A 20,259-nucleotide genomic window follows, 5' to 3' on the forward strand; every position below is an offset into this window, starting at 1 on the left:
AAAATAGCAAGAGGTTATTGTAAATGGTAAAATATTTAAATATTAAAAACAAATGGGTTGCTGCTATCGCCATAATATGCTTTTTGACAGGCGGGACGCATGTTTTTGGGCAGGGCCGTCCCAATAAATTTCACATCGAAGGCTATTCGCAGGGAACAACTTACCAGGTTACCTATTATGCTGTCGACAGCGTAATTACACAGAAACAAACTGATAGCTTACTGGCGCAACTGGATCAATCTGTATCCTTATATAAGCCTACCTCGTTAATCTGCAGGTTTAACCTGTCAGCAAAAGGTATAGTCATTGATAGCCATTTTAAGCTGCTGGTTAAAAAAGCTTTGGAGATAAACCGTGCTACCGGCGGCGTTGTTGATATTACCGTAAAGCCCCTGGTTGACGCATGGGGTTTCGGCGTGAAAAAGCCGAAAATCTTCCCAAATGATGCGGAAGTAAAAAGTATACTTAAAGACGTAGGCAGTGATAAAATCTGGCTGAAAGGGAATTTTCTGCACAAGAAAACGCCGGGTGTACAGGTAGACCTGAACGGCATTGCCCAGGGCTATGCTGCCGACCTGCTTGGTAATTTGTGTGAACAGCACCATGTTTATAATTATTTAGCTGAAATAGGCGGCGAACTGCGCATAAAAGGCCATAAGCCAGGTGGTGAGCAATTTAAAATAGGTATTGAAGCTATTGACGGGAATGATATAAACCCCGGCCCCTTACGTAAAATTATTGAACCGGGTAATGGCGCGGTAACCACATCAGGTAATTACCGTAAGCATTTAGAGGCCGGCGGTAGGCAAATTTCGCATATCATGGATCCTAAAACCGGTTACCCAACCCAAAATGAAATGATCAGTGTTACTGTTTGGGCAAAAGACGGTATCACAGCCGACGGGTATGATAATGGCTTTATTGCCATGGGTTTAAAAAAAACACTTCGTTTTTTGAATAATAGAACAGATATTGGGGCATACATTATTTACAAAAAACCTGATGGAATGGTCGCCGATACCGTAACTGCCGGGTTTAAAAGCCATATGAAACTACAAAATGAATAGAAGAACTTTTGTTGCAAATACCGGACTGATAGCAGGAGGGTTATTATTGGGTAATATAGATTTTGCTAAAGCCGATGATGCGGAAGTAATAAAAATTGGTGTTATTGGTTGCGGGGACAGGGGCAAAGGCGTAATGCAGATAATCAACCAGTCGCCCGATAAATTTAAGATTGTTGCCATTTGTGATGTTTTGGATTTTCGCCTGTCCGAAGCACAAAAACTAAGTAAAGATAAACCTTATAAAAGCTACGCTGATTACCGGCGCCTGTTAGATGATAATTCCGTTGATGCGGTATTGGTTGCGGTGCCGCTTAATATGCACTATGCAATAGCTGTGGATGCGCTTAATGCGGGCAAACACCTGTATCTCGAAAAGACGATGACTTACAATATTGAACAAGCGCTGGAACTGGTAAAGCTGGCAAAAAGCAAGCCTAAACAAACAGTACAGATAGGGCACCAGTATCGTTATTCGCCGCTTTATTACAGGGTGAAAGAGATGATCAATAAGGGCTACCTGGGCAAAATAACCCAGATTGATTGCCGTTGGGACCGTAATGGCAATTGGCGTAGGCCGGTACCGGATCCATCGCTGGAAAGACAAATCAACTGGCGCATGTACAAAGAATATTCAGGAGGCCTGATGGCCGAGCTATTATCACATCAGATTGATTTTATTAATTGGGCATTTGATACCAATCCGTCAGATTTTCAGGCTACAGGAGGCATTGATGTTTTTAAGGATGGACGCGAAACTTACGATAATGTACAGGTTATGCTGCGATATCCCCAGCAAGGCATGATTGGTAACTTTGGTGCAACATGCGGTAACGCACGGGATGGTTTTTTGTTCAAGATTAAAGGGACACAAGGAACTGTATCCCTGCTAACCGATCAGGGCATGTTTTATCCCGAAAAGCAATTGCTAAAGGAAAAGGGCGTGGTTGATGGGGTTACCGGTGCTACCCGTATTACCTGGAATAAAGAAGGCGGCACGCCAATTTTACCCGAGCCCACCAAAGATGGCACCTGGTATGCCCTGAATGACTTTTATGAAAAAGTACGTTCAGGCAAATTACCGGATTCCAATATCTATACTGGCGCCCGGACAGCTATATGTGTCCATCTGGCTAATAAAGCTTTGTACAACAAGGAAATAGTTAGCTGGAAAAGCGAATATTCCAATATTTGATCCGGTTTATGGAACTTTCAGGTGCATTTAGCGGACTGAAGCCTGAAAACTAATGCGGGCAAGATAGGATCACCAGCAAATTCGGTAATGGTAGCCGGACTGATACATTTTGCCGGTTACATCGGCAGGGTGCACGGAATAATCATGTGTAGTTTAAAAATGGTATTGATCAATTTTTGATTGCGTTTTTTACTTATATGCGAGTTGGCTTTAGACTAATTCAGTGTTAAAATGATTGAATTCTTTTTTTAATTCATTAACCGATTGCTGTTGTGACAGGCATTCCTGATTTAAAATTTCGAACGCCTTAAGTGTGTATTCAATATTGGTTTCATCTGCTATTTCGATTGCCAGACGGGCAAGATTTTCGCGGACCCGGTTTCTCAATCTATCGATATCGTTTTTGCAAATAGTTAGCCGGTCTTTAAAATGTTTGGCTCTTTCTAAGATATCCTTGTCTGCACGGTCTTCAGCTACTTCGTCCAGTTGTTCCTGGATAAGAAACAGCTCAAAATGATAAAAATCAAGCCAGCGCAGCCATTCGTGGTGAAGGGGAGAGGTTTGTTTTACACTGATTTGTTCCATACTATAAGGGTAGCCATCAGCCCGTTTAAAAAAATGACCATCGTCACTTTTTTAATTGATTGATATCATAAAGTTTATAAATCTTTCTTGAACAAAGGATTCAATGTTAATCTTGTTATTGTTTATTTATTTGATTTTTAATTATTTATAATCTTGCTTTCTAGTTTATGTTAAGCCTGTCAACCTCATCCATTGGTATCCAATCCGGCTAAACGTGTCATGTCGAACTTGCAGAGCGTACTAAGTTGGATGTGTTTACTCCAGTTTGTTTTGGGTTTTGAATCACGCGGAATGGTGACGGAAGTCATTATCTCCACCTGCAAAAACAGGCAATTTTGTGATGTAAAACAATCACACTCAAAACATGAAAACACTGCTTGTTGCTACCGATTTTTCAGCTAATGCAAGGCATGCTGCTGAATATGGTTATGATTTGGCCAAACAGATTAAAGCTGATATGGTACTCTGTAACGCGGTAATTGTTCCTGCAGAAACACCGCAATCAGGTGTGTTGGTATGGCCTATGGACGATCATGATTTATTACTGTTTGGAAGTACCTGCGAACTCGAAAACCTTAAATCAGACCTGGAAAAAAACGCCCGGCCAGACGGGTTTAAACCGGCAATTGCACTCAAAAACGAATCCGGAACCGTAGCCGATGTAGTAGAAAGCTATGCCGAAAATAACCTCATTGACCTTGTGGTGATAGGAACGCATGGTGAGGGTATGAACAGTTTTTTATTAGGCAATCATTGTAAGAACATGATCGAAGCTACTACCAAACCTTTAATGCTCATCTCGCCGGAAACCCGTTTTGTGCCACTTAAAAAAATAGCGTTCGCTACAGATTTTACCGACCCCAAAAATGATCTTGAAAGTTTATTTCACTTAATACCTTTTGCCAGAATATTAGGTGCTGAAATTTTGCTGACACATATATATGATGGCGAAACACTGCCGGAGGAATTAAGAAAAAATATTAGTGACTTTATGACTGAGGTTTCGAATAAAGCCAATTATCCGAATATCTATTATCGCAGTGTACGAAACAGCCATGTTGAAGCTGGTTTAAGCTGGCTTTGCGAACACGGGCAGGTTGATATGCTGGTAATGGTGCATCGGCCGCATAGTTTAATTTACCGCTTATTGAAAAGCAGTCATAGCGAAAAAATGGCCGGTCGCCTCAATATTCCGCTGTTGGTATTTCCTTCTAAAAAGTAAGCCGTTCACCGTCAATCAATAAAAAGTAAAGAGATGCTGCCTAAAACAATGAAAGCCGCGGTGGTCCATCAATTTGGTCAACCGCTTCAAATTGAGGAAATGCCCGTGAAAGAACCGGGCGAAAACCAAATATTGGTAAAAGTTATGGCTTGCGGCGTATGCCACACCGATTTGCACGCCTGTGAGGGAGACTGGCCCGTAAAGCCCAAAATGCCTCTGATCCCCGGGCATGAGGCCATTGGCTATGTAGCTGCACTCGGTAACGGTGTGAAAAATGTTAAGGAAGGTGATATTGTGGGAGTGCCATGGCTGTACAGCGCCTGCGGATGCTGCGAATTTTGTATAACTGGCTGGGAAACGCTTTGCGATTCTCAACAGAACGGAGGGTACAGCGTAGATGGGGGCTTTGCGGAATATTTAATTGCGGACTCGCGTTATGTAGCCCATTTTCCCGCTAATGCAAACTTCATTGAGATGGCACCTATTATTTGTGCTGGCGTTACAGTTTATAAAGGCATAAAAGAAACAGAAGCTAAACCCGGCGAATGGATTGCCATATCGGGCATTGGCGGGTTAGGGCACCTCGCTGTTCAATATGCCAGGGCTATGGGCATGCATGTGGCTGCCATTGATATAGCAGACGATAAACTGCAATTAGCAAAAGATTTGGGTGCCGATTTAACGGTAAATGCCCTCAATCAGGATCCGGGAGAATTCCTGAAAAAAAATACAGGGGGGATGCATGGCGTGTTAGTAACAGCAGTTTCACCAGTTGCCATTAAGCAGGGGATCTCGGTGTTAAGGAAAAAAGGTACCATAGCGTTAAACGGGCTCCCCAAAGGCGATTTCGAGCTGCCGATTTTTGAATCTGTTTTAAACCGGTACACTATTCGTGGTTCTATCGTAGGCACCAGGAAAGATATGCAGGAAGCCATTGAATTTGCACTCGACGGTAAAGTGAAAGCCACTGTTCATACCGCCAATCTGGATGATATTAACCAGGTATTTGACAGGATGAAAGCAGGTGAAATAGAGGGCAGAACGGTGCTGGATATAGCCAACCCGGGGTAAGTTGAATGCTTAACTAACTCAAAAGTGACGCTATGGTCTTTATGGCAGTATCGATTTTATTGTTCCATAGCGGGCCATAGCAGGTGGCCTCTATGATTGTGGATCTTGCGTTTTTTATTGATATGAATCTTCGTTGCCGGAACCCTTTTCGGCTCCGTTTGCGCAAACACTAAGAGGATAGCGTCTGTTGTCAGGAATAGGATGAGCGCTTTTAGCAAATAAACAGACGCCTGCGAAATAAATCATTGATCAGTTGCACGTAAAAAGTAACAGGCATCACAATCATATCGCAGGTTAATCTTAGATTTGCGCCATCAGCTGTGTTTTAAATATTAATTAAATATAAAAAGTATTGATAATTATGTAAACATTTGTTCGTTTTATTCCTAATATTTGTATCGTGATCAAAAAGCTGTTTGTAACCTTTTTAGCCCTGTTGTATCTCGGAGTTTCTTCCGGGGCAACCCTGCATTACCAATACTGCATGGGCAAGCTGATCAAGGTTTCTTTATGGCACAGTCATAATGAAAAATGCCATACCTGTGGTATGCCGCTGAAGGAAAAGGCGACAAAAAAATGCTGTACGGATAAACACCAGCAGTTGAAATCCGAGAAAAGCGGCGCGGTTACTTACACCCAGGTCACTTTAGGAACAAGTGCCGTGATTCTTCCGGCATTTCCGTCTTGTGCTTGGGTCGGCTATCATTTGCCTTCGGTTACCGTTGAGTATCCCGTGAACAAGGCACCGCCACCTGTAGCGGCAATTCCCGTTTTTCTCCGCAACCGCAATTTTCGTATCTGATTTTCCTTTTTTTGATTTCTTCGTTCTGAAGAAAGATGTGACTTATATAGTTACCTAACCTGCAACAAAACTTCTTTAATCAATAATTGTCTGCCTGGCAGACAATTGATATTCACTTATTGTACTATTTCAAAACATGAAAAAGCTTCAAATTTTTGTATGCGCTTTTATCGCGCTGCTTTCAGCCATTCAAGTAAAAGCACAAACCAATGTCTCGAAAAACGCGGTATTGACCGCTTATTACGGCGTAAAAAATGCGCTGATCAGTGGTGATGCGGCCACGACCAATACCAGGGCCAAAGAATTTCAAAGTGCGGTAAATGCTGTTCCAGCCGATCAGATGACCGAGGCGCAAAAAGACAAATTACTGTTTGATGCCCGGCACATCGGCGAGAGCGATAATATTGCCCACCAGCGGGAACATTTTGCCAGCTTGTCGGAAAACCTGTATACGCTGGTCAAAAACGGTAAGTTTAACAGCGCACCGGTTTACCGCGACTACTGTCCGATGAAAAAATCGTACTGGCTCAGCGAATCTCTGGCCATCAAAAACCCTTACTATGGTAATCAAATGTTAACCTGCGGCGAAATGAAAGAAACATTGCCCGCAGCAAAATAATTTCAGAGGGCCGGGGTGCAAGCTACGGCCTTTTTTTATACTACGATGAAGAAGTTAATTTTATTCTTATTCCTTTTGCTCCTGTTGCAAAGCACCTTTGCCCAACATGCCATGATGGGCATGGGACGCAACATGAACAAAGGCAAACATCTCCCGCTTTACACCAGGATTGGGAAGCGGGAGATCTATCACCTTTATATTAATGATACCACAGTCAATTATACCGGCAAAGCGCGGCCGGCGATGGCCATTAACGGCAGCATTCCTGCACCCGCGCTTGAATTTACTGAAGGCGATACCGCCGAGATCTATGTGCACAACGAAATGATGATGGAAACCTCCATCCACTGGCACGGGCTAATCCTTCCTAATCGCTATGACGGCGTTTCCTATCTGACCACAACGCCGATCCAAGCCGGACAGACGCATTTATTTAAGTTCCCATTAGTGCAACACGGCACCTACTGGTATCATTCGCATACCATGACCCAGGAACAAAGCGGTTTGTATGGCGCGTTCATCATCCATGAAAAGCAGCCTTCACTGACGAAGGAATATACTTTGCTGCTCAGTGACTGGACCGATGAGAACCCGGAGCAAGTACAGCGCAGGTTGCATAACGCTTCTGATTGGTACGCGATCCGCAAAGGCAGTACACAGAATTATCTGCAGGCCATCCAAACCGGACATTTAAGTACAAAACTCACCAACGAGTGGAAAAGAATGACGGCTATGGATGTGAGCGATGTGTATTATGACCGCTTTTTTAGTAATGGCAAAGCTGAAAATACCGCCCGGCAATTCAAGGCGGGTGATCAGGTGAGATTGCGGGTGATCAACGGCAGTTCGTCCACTTATTTCTGGCTGGGCTGGGCTGGTGGCAAACTGAAAGTCGTAGCCAATGATGGCGAAGATGTACAGCCGGTGGAGGTTGACCGTATGATTGTGGGAGTCGCGGAAACCTACGATGTTATGGTCACCATACCCCAAGACGGCAGCTATGAGTTTCTGGCTACTCCCGAAGATCGTACTAAAAATACCTCATTGTGGTTGGGTAGCGGGCCAAAGCATCCGGCTCAGAAATTGCCGAAACTGAAATACTTCGACGGCATGAACATGATGAACAGCATGATGGACATGCACGGCAATATGAAAGAAATGGAAGGCATGAAAATGACCAACCAGGTGATGGATATGAACACCGTCATGTATCCGGAGATCGGTGAAGGCGAACCGCCGGTGACGCTGAACTACGGGATGCTAAGGGCAGTTCATACCACTACGCTGCCCGAAGGCCCTACCAAAGTGCTCAACTTTGAGCTGACGGGCAACATGAACCGCTATGTATGGTCGATCAATAATAAAACCGTTTCCGAATCCGATAAAATATTGATCAAGCAAGGCGAAAATGTGCGCATCATTTTATACAACAATACCATGATGCGCCACCCGATGCACCTGCACGGCCACTACTTTAGGGTGTTGAACGGGCAAGGAGAATATTCGCCGCTCAAGAATACGCTGGACATCATGCCGATGGAGCGTGATACCATCGAGTTCCGTGCGACCGAAAGCGGCGACTGGTTCTTTCACTGTCATATCCTGTACCACATGATGAGCGGCATGGGGCGTATCTTCAGTTACGAAAATTCGCCCGCAAATCCCGAAGTGCCCGATCCTGTAGCCGGATTTAAAAAAGTCGCGGCTGACGACCGCCGGTTTTACGCCTCCGCTAAGGCCGGTTTAGAGACGAACGGCAGTGACGGCAATGCCGCTTTGGCCAACACCCGCTGGAAATTCTCCACGATGTGGCACCTGGGCATTAATGCCACAAAGGGCTACGAAAGCGAAACCATGTTAGGGCGTTACTTTGGCCGGATGCAATGGTTGTATGCCTATACCGGCTTCGACTATCATTACAAAAAGACTAATGAACCGGAGAAAAACCTGTTCGGACAAATCAGTAACAAAAACAACCGCCATACGGTAGTCGCCGGTCTGGCTTATACGCTACCCATGTTGTTTGTCGCTGACGCGCGTATCGATGGCAATGGAAAGTTAAGGTTTCAGCTGGGGCGCGAGGATATTGCCTTAACCAGCAGGCTGAGGTTCTCTATCGTGGGCAATACCGATAAAGAATACAGCACGGGACTACGGTATATCGTAAATAAAAGCTTTTCTGTTTCCAGTCATTATGACAGCGATATGGGACTGGGCGCAGGCTTAACCCTGACCTATTAAAATAAATGAGCAATATGGAACATCCGCATGAACATCACTACGAAGAAAATACTATGGCTCACCAGCACATGGCGCACGCAGGTCATGATCATAGTAGCATGATCGCCGATTTTCGGATACGTTTTTATGTAGTATTGGTACTAACGGTGCCCATATTGCTTTTACCCCAAATGATCCGGCAATGACTGCATTTACAGATGGGTTTTCCGGGAAGCCAGTATGTCCTTTTTGCGCTCTCCGGTATTATATCGCTTATGGCGGCTACTGGCTTTCGGAAATAAGAGGCAAAAATCCGGGTATGATGACGCTGATCTGTTTTGTCATAACGGCTACCAAGGGATACAGTGCCGCCGCCGTTTTTGGGTTAAAGGGGATGGATTTCTTTGTTTGGAGCCAGGCACGCTGACCTTCATCGTGCTGCTGGGCCATTGGATCGAAATGAAATTGATGGCAGGCACTTCCCGCGAGCTCGAACAGCTGGTTCAACTGATGCCTTCTGATGTGTACATGGTGAGCATATCATGGATGTCAAAACAGACAACCTGAAGGAAAAGGACCCTGACGAACCGAAGAAACGCTGTTTTGAATTAATAGAGGCTCCAAAAACTACTAAAGGCAAACAATTGAAGGTCCCGTACCTTACAAATTTCGAACTATTTTCTATCTGATTTAAGTCTAATGGCGGATTTGGATATATGAAACGACTTGGAATGCTTAACTTAAAGATATAATACATCGGAGTGATGATGTACGTCATTTGTATAGATCAATATTGTAAATTTGGAACAGTGCCTGAACTTATTAAATAACTTGAACCCTGATATACTCCATACTGACTTTTCCCACGTGACTGCCATGGCAACCCTGTTTTCGGGATTGACGCTTGCATTGCTTTTGACTTTCGCAAAAAGGCAAGACCAAAGAGCCAATCTGTTTCTAAGTGCCGCTTTAACTGTAATTGTAATGAAGACTGGCGGGCTTTCGCCGTTTTTTTTACCGGCGCTGGGACCGTTGCTCTATCTTTATGTACGGCAGCTAACGTCTCCAAAACTAAAATTTCGCCGAAATGATCTCCTTCATTTTTGCCCTTTGTTGGTTGCATATTGGATGCCCGGCTGGCTGGTGCTAATATCTGTTGTTATTTATTTATACCTGTCGCACCAGTTAATCCAGCATTTTTATAGCCACTTGCAGCCAGTGCTAATGGATAGGTCGCGCTTTGCCTTCCGCCGATTGGAAAAGGCCATTCACCTGCTCGGCTTTCTTTGCGTGTTATGGCTGTTTAACGACGCTTCGAGTTTTATCGTTGCTTTTGTACTTATTGGCGTAGCCGCCGAAGTGATGCTAAAATGGGATAAAGGCACAGAAATGACCATGCCGCTAACAGATAGATATACTGCAAAGGAAAAAAGCCGCAGACTAAAGGAAGCTGTAGCCTTAAACCGTTTTTACGAGGATGCCGAATTGACGTTGACCACCCTGGCAGTAAAGCTGAATATCCATCCGCACGATTTATCACGAATTATTAATGTTGGAATGGGAAAAAACTTTAACGACTTTATTAATGAGTTCAGGGTTCGTGAAACTGCCCGGAAGATGCGGGACCCGGCACACGTCCATCTCACGTTACTGGGAATAGCCTACGAGTCGGGGTTTAATTCTCAACGAACTTTCAACCGCGTTTTCAAAGAGATGACCGGCAAAACCCCGGCAGAATACAAGAACGGCCTGAAGAAAGAGTTGCCAAATGATAAGTTGGCCATTCCATCACACTTGCAGGCGGTAATATTGCGTTCAGGAAGCCCGCCAAATAGGGCCCCTGTAATATTAAACCGCAATTATATGTTTAGAAACTATTTGAAAATAGCCCTTCGCACATTGGCTAAACAAAAAACGTTGTCGTTCATTAACATATTTGGCTTATCTGTTGGAATAGCCTGTTTCAGTCTATTTATGCTTTATGCCATCAATGAATTTAGTTTTGATGGTTTCCATAAAAATGCTGCTAATACCTACCTTGTTTTGGATAAAAATGGGAAGGAAAATATAAAGGCACTTGCAGGAACAATTTACACCCCAATGCCTCTGGGCCCTGCTATGAAACAGGAGCTGCCGGGAGTGGCGAACTATGTCCGTTATATTCAGCCCTATGAAACATTTATAAAAGTAAAAAATGAGGCGAGACGGGAGAACATAGCCTACGCCGATTCCTCGTTCTTCAATGTTTTTTCGTTTAAATTTAAATACGGGAATGCCAAATCGGCTATCAGTGGTTTGCACAGTATGGTTTTAACCGAAGAAACCGCTAATAGGTTATTTGGTAAAACAAATGCCATTGGTCAATCATTCCAGGTAAAGATTGGCGATGTGTTTGAAACTTTTACGGTTACGGCTATAGCTGAAAATCCGCCATCTAATTCTTCCTTTCAATACAGCATGCTTGTCAACTTTGATTGTTTTGGTAACACAAAGTCAGGGAAGATGGGTGCACATGACTGGTGGATGAACATTTTTGTCACCGTGGTTCAGCTAAAGCCCGGAAGCACACTGGCAAATAACAATAAGTTGTTGGCCAATTTCTGGCACAGGCATTTTCCAGATGCAGGATCGGGCGGGTATAACCTGATGCCAATCAAGGATGTGCACACAAGCCCGGCGTTGGTAGGTATTAAGATCCCGCCTGTCGATCCAAAATCGATTTGGATATTACTAAGTATCGCTGCCGGTGTATTATTAATCGCCTGTATTAATTTTACAACGCTTTCCATAGGCCGTTCAGCAAATCGCGCAAAAGAGGTAGGCGTCCGCAAAGTTATTGGCGGCACCAAAAAGGCTTTAGTAGTTCAGTTTTTAACAGAATCATTAATGCTCGCTTTTTTTTCGACGCTGATAGGCCTGGCACTTGCATACCTGCTTTTACCTTACTTCAATCAATTGTCGGGCAGGGAGCTGAGTTTCTCTTTTGTGCAATTCCCACAGCTAACGGGTCTCATTGCCGGCTTAGTACTAATTGTTGGTCTGCTTTCCGGATGCTACCCTGCTTTAATATTGTCAGGTTTTAATACAGTGGATGTGTTGAAGGCTAAAATCAAGTTTGGCGGAGCCAATTTTTTCACAAAGGCATTGGTCACTTTTCAGTTTGTACTTTCCGCCACGCTTATTGTTTCTGCCATAATCATCACGCAGCAATTACGCTACATGGAATTAAGAAACCCAGGTTTTAATAAACAGAATGTGCTTGTTTTGCAGACGTTAGGCGTGCCAAATACGAAACACTTGCTGCCTCTCTTTAAACAGGAAATGTCCGGATATCCCGGCGTTTCGAGCTTGACCGGCGCCGATAATGGCCTCGGTGACCATGAAGGGACGAGTTTCACAGACTTTAGTTACCAGGGCAAGCCTGTCAATACAAAACAATTTCATATCGACCCCGATTATATACCCACCCTGGGAATGCAACTGCTTGTGGGACGAAATTTTAACCCGACAATAGCTTCAGATACCGTAAACGCTGTCATTATTAATGAATCCATGATGAATGAATTGGGATGGAAGCCCGAAAACTGTACCGGCCGCCGATTGGAAGGCTATGGTGAGCTGAGCTTTAAAAATCCGACGGTGATAGGCGTTGTTCGTGATTTTAACTATGAGCCTCTTACAGATCGTGTAGCACCCGCGTTGTTTCATCAGTTTAAAAGAAGCGGGGAAAGCCCCAATTTTCTTTATGTGCGCCTTCAACCGGGTGATCAGTCAAAAACTTTGAATGTGGTACAATCCGCATGGAAAAAAATTGCGCCCGATTACCCCTTAGAATATAATTTTCTCGACGAAGATATCAACCGCTTCTATAAAGCAGAAACCAGGTTGGGAAATATTATTAGCTGGGTTAGTGGAATCGCCATCTTGTTAGGATGCCTGGGGTTACTGGGACTTTCAGCGCTTACAGTTGCCAATCGCACCAAAGAGATCGGTATCCGCAAAGTGCTGGGGGCATCTGTTTCAACTATCATCAGCCTGATTTCGAAAGATTTTTTTAGGCTTGTTGTATTAGCTTTATTTATTTCAACTCCAATAACATGGTGGTTAATGAGCAAATGGCTACAGGCCTATGCATACAGGATAACTATTGAATGGTGGTTTTTTGGTATAGGTTGCATGGCAATCATTTTTGTAGCATTGCTTACCGTTTGTTTCCAGGCGATTAAAGCAGCCATCGGTAAACCGGTGAAGAGTTTGCGGACGGAGTGAGAATCCCAATATTTATTTAGCGGCAGCGTTGGCGTTGAAATGATATTAGGAGCCGGCAATGTTAGTCGGGTATATAGTAATGTTGAATCATAAAAAAAGTTGCCGATAATATTGACAACTTGCCTAAAAAAGTGACCCTACTTTACAAATTTCGAACTATTTCCCATCTGATTTGCGTTTATTAATAGATTTAGACCTATAACCGATGCACGATTTATATGATGGTGAAATGATATCCAATTGCCCTTTTAGATTGATATTCATAACGTAGTATTCGATCATTAATTTATGATCGCACAAATTAATCATTTCTCAGGCTTTTTACAGGATTAACAATAGCGGCCCTGACTGTTTGAAGAGATGAAGCAAAGAGCCCAATAAGTAACATCCCCGTCCCGCTTAAAATAAAGATCCACCAGCTTATCGAAGTCCGGTCAGCAAAATTTTGTAACCATTTGTTCATCGCCAACCAGGCAAGTGGCGTAACCAAAATAAACGACAAACAAATCAACCAGGCAATTTCCGACAAAAGCAATCTGATTATATTCGATATTGATGCGCCCATAATCTTCCTGATGCCAATTTCTTTTGTACGCCGATTAACATTGAATAGTGTGAGCGCAAATACCCCCAAGCAACTAATCAATATTGAAAGCCCCGATGCCCAACCGAGAAGTTTGGAGGTGCGTTGGTCGTTCTGATAAAAATGAGCGATCTCATCATCAAAAAAATGGTAGTCAAATTCAACATCCGGATAAATCTCATTCCACGCTTTTTTTATACCGCTAATAGCCTCCTCCCAATCATTGCTTCCCAAAACATGAGGCTTTAACAGAATATGAAAAAAGCTGTCATTAAATCGGTAATGGGCAGCTTGTATTGAAACTGGAGCAATTGCATCCCGAATTGATGTCTGATGAAAATCTGCGACTACCCCAACAATCGTTCTTTTATTCCCTTCGTAATCAAAAGAAGCCCCAATAGCGTTTTCCGGTTTTTGAAAGCCAATGATCCGCGCATAAGTTTCGTTCACTAACACAGCTGTCATAGAATCTGCTGGCTGCAAATTTCGACCTGCCAAAAGTTTTATATTATAAACTTTAAGGTAGTTTTCATCACCATTTCTCTGCTGTACAGTTGTCTTGATTTCCTTCTTGCCATCGTTGTAACTTAACTCCCAGGTACCGATACGCTCATCCGCCGGTGGTTCACTTCCCGTACTTATCATTTCTATATGAGGTATGCTGATGATTTTATTTTTAAAGAGCTGCTGTTTATTTGTATTCCTCATATTAATAGGCGTATTCAGGTTAATGATCGCATCTTTTCTGAATCCCATATCTTTATGAAGTGCATAATAAACCTGTTTGTTAACCAATAGGCTTACCATTACAAAGAACAAAGCGATCATAAATTGAATAACCGAAAGTGATTTTCGAAACAAAGTGCTACTATTGTTCACCGAGTTTGCGTTATGCGCACCGTTCAAAACAGAAATAGGCCTATATCCTGAAAGGATGATTGCCGGATACAGACCGGCTAAAAAAGTTACTCCCATGAGCAACATGATCAAGAATAAGATCAATTTAGTGTCCAGGTAATTCAATGATATACCAACAGGAATAAAATCCGAGAAAAGTTTCAGGATTATTGGCGTTAAAATTAATGCGATAACAATAGCACCAAGCGTCAATAAAAAAGTTTCACTTAAAAACTGTATAACGAGCTGTGAACGACTGCTACCCATTGTCTTACGAATACCGATCTCTTTGGCTCTCATCGAGGCCTTTGCTGTGGAAAGATTTATAAAATTGATGCAGCCAAGCAGTAACAGGAAACCAGCAACAACTTGTAGTCCATATAATGTACTTTTGCTTGCTCGTCGCCCCTTTTCGAAATTGGCATACACGGGGTCAAAATGTAAATCGCGCAATGCCTGCAAATGTTCAATCTGTTTGTCTCCGGGTCTTAATTCATTGTTGTGCTTTTTCAAAACATCGTTAATCTGCGTTTCGATTGCGGCGACATTGGCACCTTCATTTGTTTTAATAAAAAGCTGCCATACAGCACCCGGCCATTCTGTTAGGCGGGCCATTGCCTTCATGTTGGTATTATTTAAACAAGTAGCGGAAGATATGAAATCTTTAAAATACAAATCTGTATTTTGATAAGGGGTTTGTACTATCCCAGAAACGGTAGTCTTGATACTGTCATATATGACAGTTTTTCCTAATAATTGATTAACGGGTATATTAGGGAAATATTTGCCTGCTTGCCCGGAGGTAAGAACTACCTCATTAGGATTGTGAAGAGCGGTTACTGGTGAACCGGCAAGCCACTTGTAATTGAACAGATTAAAATACCCAGCATCTGTTAGAACTATGTTACTTTCGTTCTTGAATTTTTTAGGTATTGACGTTTGCCCTGGGATCAATACATTAGTTTCTTTCATTTCCAAAAAGGATCCGATTGTTTTTATACCTGTAACTTCATCCTTGATTGCGGCGGGAAGTGGGCCGTTTACTTTCCCAAGCTGTGCTACAACTTTATCCATGAATGAGAAGTCTGTCACAACCCGATAAATCCTTTCTCCATCAGGGTGAAACTTATCAAAACCAAAATCAAACTTTACAATGACAAAAATTGCCAGTGCTGCACTTATACCGATGGATAAACCGATAACATTGATCAGTGTAAATAACTTATGCCTCCAAAATCCACGGAATGCAATCTTAAAATAGCTTTTTATCATATAGTTTCCAGTTAATGTTTCACGTGCCACCCCCAGAGGGCTTACATGGTTCAATATTAACGGCATAGATTGGTTGAAACCTCTCAAATTATAAGATGGGAGAACTTTTTGAAGATGATTTTTATATTCCAGCGGGGTTTTACCGGTAAATTGTTTGAAAACGCGGTGAAAGCTACTTTGTGAATTAAAGCCCGATTCATATGCAAGACCGAGCAAGGTAATATGATCGTAAGAGGGATCCTGCATTTTGATTACAATCTCACGCACACGGTATTCATTAATAAAATCGTTGAAGCTTTTTTTGAAAACCGAATTAATGATTCGGGATACTTCATGCGTATGCATTTCGAGTTTTTCAGCAAGCGAGGTCAGGCTTAGTTCTGCATCGCGGTAATATGCTTTATCTTTAACTTCGAGTTTTAACCAGGAACCTTTTTGCTTCAGATTTGCCGGTAATAATGGCTTTAGGTTAAAATAAGTTGTGTCGGAGGTTTCTGCTTTTAAATGACTCTTCCCTGCCAACCCAATGATGATGGATATCAACAGAAGATATAAAGGATAATAATGCTGTACGGTTAATTCATAACGATAGTAAAAAAAGTCAACAGCGGTAAACGGTATCCATAAGAGCCACCCCAAAGCTAACCCGGCAAGCAAGCGATCTAACCATAACAACCCATTGCGGTAGCGGTCTCCCGCTCGAAATTGTTTTTCCTGGTAAAAACGATCAATTTGTACGTGACATAGAAATAAATAGATAGTAATTGACAGGAATGCCAATAATTGTAAGATTAAGTTGAGGTGGTTGTAAATTACGTTATCCGTCTCAATGTTTTGTATTACAGCAAATACCTGAGCACCCAATTCCGGCACAATAGGAATGAAGTGCAGAAGATCCTTGCGTTTGAAGACATACCTGGGCCGGGTTATCTGACGCACGTAAAAGTAGATTAAAGGGCCAAAAGTCATTGGCAGCCAAAAGTTCAGACGGTTCCATAATGGAATGCGCGTCACGAGGCCAATGTCAATTGTTAAAATCCGGATTATCCACAAAGCAACAGCAACCATTAAAATTGCTAGCCAACGGTTTGCAGACTGGTTCTGGTTAGGGGCGATCCATAGAAATAACGATAGCGTTAAGCTGATAAATACAGCCCCAAAAAACGCAATATCATAAAAGGTTATATGGAGTATAAAGGGCATTAATTGAGTTTAGGCATTTTGTCGCTTTTCCAAACCTAAGAAAATATTGAAACTAATTCAATGGTTTATTGATTAAAGCTTGGGTTAGTTGTAATTGGAAACACTCCTTTATGCTCTCCTATTTATCAGAAACGAAGGCATAAAAAAAGTTGCCAATAATATTGACAACTTGCTTGAAAAAGTGACCCCGGAGAGATTCGAACTCTCGACCCAATGATTAAGAGTCATTTGCTCTACCAGCTGAGCTACGGAGTCATGTACCGGATTTTGGTAGGGTTGCAAATATGCGAATTATTTTCTTTTAAGCTGTGAAAAACAGCCTTTGTTAACAATTATTTTGATTGACTCATTGTAAAATAATTTAGCATCAGCAGTAAACTTTTGCGAATGTTATCCGGTATTTTTACTAATACCGGATCTTGCTAAATAGATTTAGTAATAACTTCATAACAAAATATTGATTTTTTTATTGGAATTTCAATGAATGCTGCTTAAATTGTAAAACTTAACATCTACTCCTTATGAAAAAAAGAAAATTACTCAAAATTAACAAGCTGCAGTATGAAAGCGTTGTTAAAGACTTTATCTCCCAAAATGGTTTAAATGTTCAATATTCTTATACCAAAGATCATTTTTACCTTTATAGTGACGAGTCTACTATCAATCAACTCGAATTCAGGCTGTTGGGGTAAACTTATGGTAAGCTATAAAATATAAAGGTCCGGTAGTGTAATACTACCGGACCTTTTCAATGTTGTATTTTTATTATACAGCAGCGTATAAGTCTTCCTGTTGTTTTTGTACCACGGGACTATTGATGTATTCATCGTAGGTCATCAACTTGTCGATGTAACCGCCCGGTGTTAATTCAACAATACGGTTAGCTACTGTTTCAACTAACTCATGATCTCGGGAGGTAAACAGTATTGTACCACGGAAGTCTTTCATGCCATTGTTAAGCGCAGTGATAGATTCCAGGTCAAGGTGGTTGGTCGGCTCATCAAACATCAAAAGGTTGGCTTGCTGCAGCATCATGCGGCTAAACATACAGCGCATTTTTTCACCACCCGAAAGTACACTGCATTTTTTCATAACCTCTTCGCCCGAAAAAAGCATCCTGCCTAAAAAGCCGCGGATAAACTGGTCATCTTTTTCGCCAGGTGAATATTCACGCAGCCAGTCGATCAGATTATCATTTTTACCATCAAAATATTCGCTGCTATCGTTAGGGATATCTGCGGCATTAATAGTTACACCCCATTTGAAGGTGCCGGTAAAATCTTTATCACGGCCTGTCAAAATATTATAGAAGGCAGTGGTTGCCAAACTATTTTGCGACAGGATGGAGATTTTGTCGCCTTTGTTTACCGTGAAGGTAATGTTGTTAAACAGCACTTCGCCATTCAATGTTTTGCCCAGATTTTCAACGGTCAGGATCTGATCGCCGGCTTCACGGCCCAGGTTGTTGAATATGATGCCAGGATATTTACGGTTTGATGGCTGGATCTCATCCAGGTTGATCTTATCCAAAGCTTTTTTACGGCTGGTTGCCTGCTTTGATTTTGAGGCGTTGGCGCTAAACCTGCGGATAAACTCCTGAAGTTCTTTAACTTTATCTTCGGCTTTCTTGTTTTGTTCAGCACGTTGTTTAAGGGCCAACTGGCTTGATTCATACCAGAAGGTGTAGTTACCGGTATAAATGGTCATTTTACCAAAGTCGATATCTACCACGTGGGTACATACGGTATCAAGGAAGTGCCTGTCATGCGATACTACCAGTACGATAGCTTCATATGAGGCCAGGAAATCTTCCAGCCAGCTAATGGTGTGGATGTCCAAATCGTTGGTAGGCTCATCCAGTAACAGAATATCTGGTTTACCAAAAAGAGCTTGTGCTAACAACACGCGTACTTTTTGCGTGTTATCAAGGTCTTTAACCAACTGGTAGTGAAATTCCTCTTTAATACCAAGGTTGCTTAGTAGGGTAGCGGCGTTGCTTTCGGCGTTCCATCCATCCATTTCGGCAAAAAGGTTTTCCAGCTCACCGGCACGTTCGCCATCGGCATCGCTAAAATCTTCCTTGAGGTAAATGGCGTCCTTTTCTTTCATTACAGCATACATTTCCTTATGGCCCATCATTACAGTTTCGAGAACTGTAAATTCGTCAAAAGCGTAATGGTTTTGACTTAAAACAGCCATGCGCTCGCCGGGAGTAAAGCTCACCGAACCGCTGGTTGGGTCAATATCGCCCGAAAGAATTTTCAGGAATGTAGATTTACCGGCACCATTGGCGCCAATAATGCCATAACAGTTGCCTTGTGTAAATTTCAGGTTAACGTCTTCAAATAAAGTACGCTTACCGTAACGTAAAGAAAGATTGGATACCGTGATCATGCTGCACCTCTAATTTGGCGCAAAAGTACGTTAAAATCTTCATTTTAACGATATCAGGTGCCGATATTATAAATGGGGAATTTTTTTGAGCAGCAATTTTCCCCATAATTTATTTCGTGGGAATACAATTACACAGAAATGATAATTGATTACAGACTAAAAGTGCGTTTCTGCCGTTTTAAAGGGACATTTCGCCAATTATTCATAATGGTACAGCCTTTGACTAATAACTGATATAACAATTACTAAAAATATTTAACAATGGTCATGGGAGCTTTAATTATAGGTTTAATTATCATCAATGTGGTAATAGCCATTAACAATACACAAAAACGCAAAGTATACTAATAAACTTTGTTATGATGCTGCAGGAGTTAACTTAAAATATTAAGCAAACTCTGTGTTTCATGGTCGGCCAGTTTTTGAAGCGGACCAGATGCCAGCATCTTCATCATCATGCTAAGTTCTGCATTAATGGTGAATAAAATATCGGTATGGTCGTTATTGAAAGATAACGACCATTTTAGTTCAAGATTAAAAGGAGGTTTCTCCGCGGGGATAATCCTTATCAGCTCATTTGTAGTACGTTCATCAATTTTCAAAGCAAGTTTAGCCATGTTCTGAATGCTGAAACGCGCCTCATCCCGGGTAGATGTCCACTCCTGGATGTTATCGGGCATTAGCTGCTTGTGATTATTAAAATCGGCCAAAAAATTATAAACCTCTGTTAAAGGCTTGTTAATGCTGATAGTACTGGTAAATGTATTCATGAACAGATATGAGATATTAGACGTGAGATTTGAGACAGATTATACGTTTTGTAAAAAATCAACGTAATCATATAAATCTAAAAAAACTCAGCT

16 protein-coding genes and 1 tRNA gene are annotated in these 20,259 nt (G+C 42.1%); 11 read left to right on the top strand and 6 right to left on the bottom strand.

The window, feature by feature from the left end:
• Nucleotides 1-23: 23 nt before the first annotated feature.
• Both ACEN9X_RS26945 and ACEN9X_RS26950 read left to right on the top strand, forming a co-directional pair.
• Nucleotides 24-1,067: an FAD:protein FMN transferase gene (locus tag ACEN9X_RS26945; protein WP_413668077.1), complete on the top strand. Its 1,044-nt coding sequence runs from the start codon at nt 24-26 to the stop codon at nt 1,065-1,067.
• Nucleotides 1,060-2,259 carry a Gfo/Idh/MocA family protein gene (locus ACEN9X_RS26950; protein WP_413668078.1) on the top strand — a complete coding sequence of 400 codons (1,200 nt, stop codon included), beginning with the start codon at nt 1,060-1,062 and terminating at the stop codon, nt 2,257-2,259. Before ACEN9X_RS26945 ends, ACEN9X_RS26950 begins: the two co-directional genes overlap by 8 nt.
• Nucleotides 2,260-2,469: 210 nt before the next feature.
• On the opposite strand, the gene ACEN9X_RS26955 is transcribed toward ACEN9X_RS26950, so the two are convergent.
• Nucleotides 2,470-2,844, bottom strand: coding sequence for a hypothetical protein (locus tag ACEN9X_RS26955; RefSeq protein WP_413668079.1), 375 nt, complete (start codon nt 2,842-2,844; stop codon nt 2,470-2,472).
• A gap of 364 nt (nt 2,845-3,208) precedes the next feature.
• Between ACEN9X_RS26955 and ACEN9X_RS26960 the strand changes: the two genes are divergently transcribed.
• The 7 genes from ACEN9X_RS26960 to ACEN9X_RS26990 all read left to right on the top strand — a co-directional run bounded on the left by ACEN9X_RS26960 (nt 3,209) and on the right by ACEN9X_RS26990 (nt 9,205).
• A complete protein-coding gene (locus ACEN9X_RS26960) occupies nt 3,209-4,066 on the top strand; it encodes a universal stress protein (protein ID WP_413668080.1) in 858 nt (285 codons plus the stop codon).
• Nucleotides 4,067-4,099: 33 nt separating this feature from the next.
• Entirely contained in the window at nt 4,100-5,137 is a 1,038-nt protein-coding gene (gene adhP / locus ACEN9X_RS26965; RefSeq protein ID WP_413668081.1) for an alcohol dehydrogenase AdhP, read from the top strand.
• 400 nt (nt 5,138-5,537) lie between these two features.
• Entirely contained in the window at nt 5,538-5,939 is a 402-nt protein-coding gene (locus ACEN9X_RS26970) for an HYC_CC_PP family protein (protein WP_413668082.1), read from the top strand.
• A gap of 136 nt (nt 5,940-6,075) precedes the next feature.
• Nucleotides 6,076-6,558 (top strand): DUF3347 domain-containing protein, encoded by a 483-nt coding sequence (locus ACEN9X_RS26975; protein WP_413668083.1) that lies wholly within the window; start codon nt 6,076-6,078, stop codon nt 6,556-6,558.
• A 45-nt stretch (nt 6,559-6,603) separates the two neighbouring features.
• Nucleotides 6,604-8,799 carry a multicopper oxidase domain-containing protein gene (locus ACEN9X_RS26980; protein ID WP_413668084.1) on the top strand — a complete coding sequence of 732 codons (2,196 nt, stop codon included), beginning with the start codon at nt 6,604-6,606 and terminating at the stop codon, nt 8,797-8,799.
• Nucleotides 8,800-8,804: 5 nt separating this feature from the next.
• On the top strand, nt 8,805-8,984 hold the full coding sequence (locus ACEN9X_RS26985) for a hypothetical protein (RefSeq protein WP_413668085.1): 180 nt from the start codon (nt 8,805-8,807) through the stop codon (nt 8,982-8,984).
• Nucleotides 8,981-9,205 (top strand): hypothetical protein, encoded by a 225-nt coding sequence (locus tag ACEN9X_RS26990; RefSeq protein ID WP_413668086.1) that lies wholly within the window; start codon nt 8,981-8,983, stop codon nt 9,203-9,205. The genes ACEN9X_RS26985 and ACEN9X_RS26990 overlap by 4 nt, the downstream gene beginning before the upstream one ends.
• Nucleotides 9,206-9,565: 360 nt before the next feature.
• Here the strand turns inward: ACEN9X_RS26990 and ACEN9X_RS26995 are convergent, their stop codons facing one another.
• On the bottom strand, nt 9,566-9,901 hold the full coding sequence (locus ACEN9X_RS26995) for a hypothetical protein (protein ID WP_413668087.1): 336 nt from the start codon (nt 9,899-9,901) through the stop codon (nt 9,566-9,568).
• Here ACEN9X_RS26995 and ACEN9X_RS27000 point away from each other — a divergent pair.
• On the top strand, nt 9,889-13,047 hold the full coding sequence (locus ACEN9X_RS27000) for an ABC transporter permease (RefSeq protein WP_413668088.1): 3,159 nt from the start codon (nt 9,889-9,891) through the stop codon (nt 13,045-13,047). The two genes, ACEN9X_RS26995 and ACEN9X_RS27000, sit on opposite strands and share 13 nt — an antisense overlap.
• A 301-nt stretch (nt 13,048-13,348) precedes the next feature.
• Here the strand turns inward: ACEN9X_RS27000 and ACEN9X_RS27005 are convergent, their stop codons facing one another.
• Together ACEN9X_RS27005 and ACEN9X_RS27010 are read right to left on the bottom strand one after the other, a co-directional pair.
• Nucleotides 13,349-17,002 carry an ABC transporter permease gene (locus ACEN9X_RS27005; protein WP_413668089.1) on the bottom strand — a complete coding sequence of 1,218 codons (3,654 nt, stop codon included), beginning with the start codon at nt 17,000-17,002 and terminating at the stop codon, nt 13,349-13,351.
• A gap of 182 nt (nt 17,003-17,184) precedes the next feature.
• Nucleotides 17,185-17,257, bottom strand: a tRNA-Lys gene (locus tag ACEN9X_RS27010).
• Nucleotides 17,258-17,523: 266 nt separating this feature from the next.
• On the opposite strand from ACEN9X_RS27010, the gene ACEN9X_RS27015 reads away from it, so the two are divergent.
• On the top strand, nt 17,524-17,694 hold the full coding sequence (locus ACEN9X_RS27015) for a hypothetical protein (protein WP_413668090.1): 171 nt from the start codon (nt 17,524-17,526) through the stop codon (nt 17,692-17,694).
• Between the two features lie 73 nt (nt 17,695-17,767).
• Here the strand turns inward: ACEN9X_RS27015 and ACEN9X_RS27020 are convergent, their stop codons facing one another.
• Nucleotides 17,768-19,396 (bottom strand): ABC-F family ATP-binding cassette domain-containing protein, encoded by a 1,629-nt coding sequence (locus tag ACEN9X_RS27020; protein WP_413668091.1) that lies wholly within the window; start codon nt 19,394-19,396, stop codon nt 17,768-17,770.
• Between the two features lie 374 nt (nt 19,397-19,770).
• Nucleotides 19,771-20,166: an SRPBCC family protein gene (locus ACEN9X_RS27025; protein ID WP_413668092.1), complete on the bottom strand. Its 396-nt coding sequence runs from the start codon at nt 20,164-20,166 to the stop codon at nt 19,771-19,773.
• Nucleotides 20,167-20,259: the final 93 nt, after the last annotated feature.

The organism is Mucilaginibacter sp. Mucisp86 (genome assembly GCF_047324315.1).
Classification (GTDB): Bacteria; Bacteroidota; Bacteroidia; order Sphingobacteriales; family Sphingobacteriaceae; genus Mucilaginibacter.